The organism is Zoogloea sp. (assembly GCF_028689785.1).
In the GTDB taxonomy this organism is placed as follows: Bacteria; Pseudomonadota; Gammaproteobacteria; order Burkholderiales; family Rhodocyclaceae; genus Zoogloea.
Map to the genome: position 1 here is coordinate 3,069 of NZ_JAQVCN010000113.1, position 2,791 is coordinate 5,859.

Annotated in this window: 4 protein-coding genes; all 4 read right to left on the bottom strand. The window is 60.5% G+C overall.

Annotation, left to right across the window (positions count from 1 at the left end):
- Positions 1 to 568 (bottom strand): hypothetical protein (locus PHI64_RS23230; RefSeq protein WP_299888710.1); only part of this gene is annotated, 568 nt, incomplete at its 3' end.
- 1 nt (position 569) lies between these two features.
- On the bottom strand, positions 570 to 1,685 hold the full coding sequence (locus PHI64_RS23235; protein ID WP_299888713.1) for a site-specific integrase: 1,116 nt from the start codon (positions 1,683 to 1,685) through the stop codon (positions 570 to 572).
- Positions 1,686 to 1,714: 29 nt separating this feature from the next.
- The gene (locus PHI64_RS23240) at positions 1,715 to 2,011 is read right to left on the bottom strand and encodes a hypothetical protein (RefSeq protein WP_291329309.1); all 297 of its coding nucleotides are present in this window, start codon (positions 2,009 to 2,011) and stop codon (positions 1,715 to 1,717) included.
- An 81-nt stretch (positions 2,012 to 2,092) separates the two neighbouring features.
- Positions 2,093 to 2,593 carry an SOS response-associated peptidase family protein gene (locus PHI64_RS23245; protein ID WP_299888717.1) on the bottom strand — a complete coding sequence of 167 codons (501 nt, stop codon included), beginning with the start codon at positions 2,591 to 2,593 and terminating at the stop codon, positions 2,093 to 2,095.
- Positions 2,594 to 2,791 lie beyond the last annotated feature (198 nt).

The following is a 2,791-nucleotide window of genomic DNA, read 5'->3' on the forward strand; positions in this document are numbered from 1 at the left end:
CGATGACGTCAGCTCGCAAGGCATCTGCCAGCCTGACTAGTTCGGCCTGAGACAGCGGAGTCTGGCCCTTTTTCTTGCTGTTGATCGAGGGGAAGGGGTTGGCCGGGAACAGGCCGTCCTGCGGTTCGATCACGCGCCGGTCGATCAACCCTTGTAGAACTGACTTAGTGTGGCTGTAGGCATTCTTCTGTGAGACCTCGCTACCGGGGCCTCTGCCAGCTTTCAGCCAGGCAACGTATTGGTCCAGCTGCCTACGGTCCAACCCAGCGGGACCGGCCAAGGCGCCTTCGGTCGCGAGATAGTCGAAGAAGTATCTCAGCGCCTTGCCGTAGGAGACGACTGAGGACGGCGCTACGGTTTTGGCTTGAATGAAGGCGCGCAGCTGCAGCGAGCAGCTGACCACCCATTCGTCAATACCCTTGCCCAGCCACTCGCCCAGGTCGATCTTGTGAGTACTGGTGGGGTTTTTGGGGAGCGCGACTTCCGCTGATGCTGGCTCCGTCGCTTCTGGACGCCCCGGTATCGCTACTGGATCTGCGGCCTTGAAGTTTTTCCTTTGTCGGCCCATGCTATCCCTCGATCCCGAACAGCGCATCGATTTCGTCTTCCCACAGCAGAACGAGTTGCGCCCCCAATTGATTGATTAGATGCAGGTAGATCGAAGTGGTGCTCACGCTGCTGTGACCCATCCGATCCCGCACGTAGAGCAATGGCTCTCCGTCGAAGCCGACCTTCCGCAGCTTCCACAGCGTGTACGTTCCATAGGTGTGCCGAAGCATATGGGGGCGCACCCTGAAGCCCACGCGCTTCTCCAGGGCCACGAAGATGTCGGTGAGGGCTGTGTCTCCATAAGGGGTCCCGTTCTGAGTGAGGAACAAAGACGTGCTGGTTGCGCCGGCACCAGCCGCCCGCTGACGTGATTTGCGGTGTCGCGCGGCATACCACCAAAGGTCTTCCATCAGGTCATAAGGGACGTCGATAGCGCGCGGCTTGTCATACTTGAGCTTCATGTCCTTGTTGCTCAAAGGTAAGCGGATCATTTGGCCCTGCACCAAGTCGCGCCGTCTGGCCGGGTCGAACAGGTACTTGACCGGGAAGGTCCTGCATTCGATCTGGCGCAATCCGCAGCGGACCATGAGCTCGAACATCATGCGGTGGGTTATGTTGCTCAGGACACCGAGGCACACCAGCACCTGTTCCATCGTGAGGAATTTAATTGGCGCCGACTTCTGAGACAGCATCGCACTGGGCACCTCGACCAGGTTCGCTGACGCGTCCACGTGCGCCAGGAACCCCGGTGTGCGCGCTACGCGGACGACCTGATAGCGGAAGGGCAATTGCTTGATGAAACCCATTTGCTGGGCCCATCGGTAGAACCGAGCAATCAGACGCAGCCTGGCGTTGATCGTGACCGAATCAAGACCGATCTCCCCCTTGGACCAGTCGCGATACCAGTCCACGACGCTCGGCATGCCTCTCGAGGGGACGGTCTGCCAATCCAGTTCGTTGGCGTCGAGAAACGCGAAGTAGTCGTAGATGTCCCGGCCATACTTGGCCCAGGTCAGTGGACTCTGCGCCCTCCCATTGGTTGTGAGCACGTCCCACAGGAAGCTTTGCGCGGGCTCCACGGCCGTGCCGTCTCTATGGACCAGCAGAGGGAAGCCCACGAAGGCGCGACCCTGCACGACTAGGCTTTCGTCCGAGAGAAACAACCTCACAGCCCGCGTTCCACCAGGAACGCCGCGGCGGGCTTGAAGTGGCAGCCATTGAGGTGCATCACCAGATCCACGGCACCGCCCCCACCACGGTTGGCCCGGGCATCCCAGAATTTCGGCCCGGTCAACAGCAGCTCGAACTCGCTCTGTCCGACTCGGGCCTGCCACCGCGTAGTCGCCGCATTTTTCGCCGGCACAAACGAACTGTCCTCCTTTGCGTAGTCCGCGACAGCAATAAGTACCTGGCTTGCATCCAGCTGTTGCCAGCGGTCGAGCACCTTGTTATCCACACGCATTGTCCCTCCCCCGGACCCCCTCCCGCTACTCGCCTCAAAGAGGCAATTCGGGGAAACCGGGGAATCTAGCAGGCGGGACAGCTAAGTAACGTGAGACCCCCCTAAGATCATGGTGAAGCTATGCACGATCTTGCCCCGAGGAGACTTCCATTGATCCCACAGCCCGGCGATCCCCATGGGCTGGCCATCGGCGCGGCTGATGCGGGTGGGGGCGGCCTTGCCGCTGCGCCAGTCCGGTTCGTAGATGGCCATGGCGGGGATGATGCAGTGGCGTGCATGGCGCCAGGCATCTCGGAAGCTCGGCTTGGTGGCGACTGTTTCGGACCGTGCGTTGTAGGTGCTGCGGCCGAGTTTGAGATCATCAGCCCAGTGCGGCACCAGACCGTACTGCCCAAGTAGGGCTTCTCTGGGCGGTACAGCGTCATCACCGACCTCGGCATGCGGATGCCTGCGGATGAAGCTGCCCTGGTAGCACGGCCACATGTCCTCATTGCCCTCCTTGCCCTCCATGGCGGGCGGCTCAACCCTGAAGAACTTGCGGTAGGATTCTTCCTGTTTGATGCCTTGGTAGTGGCTGCACATGCTTTGCGTCCTGCCGTCCTGTGGTGCGTTGTTGTCCCCAGCCTCTGGGGTCAAGGTTGTGGATAGTGGCCGGGATAACCTGCGCATGCCGCGCCAGTGCTGGTCTGCAGCGCTGCGCTTAAATGATGGGCACTCCCCGTGGTCGGGATAGGCCCATGCGCATGGCCCAGGAATATACTGTATCTAAAAACAGTATTT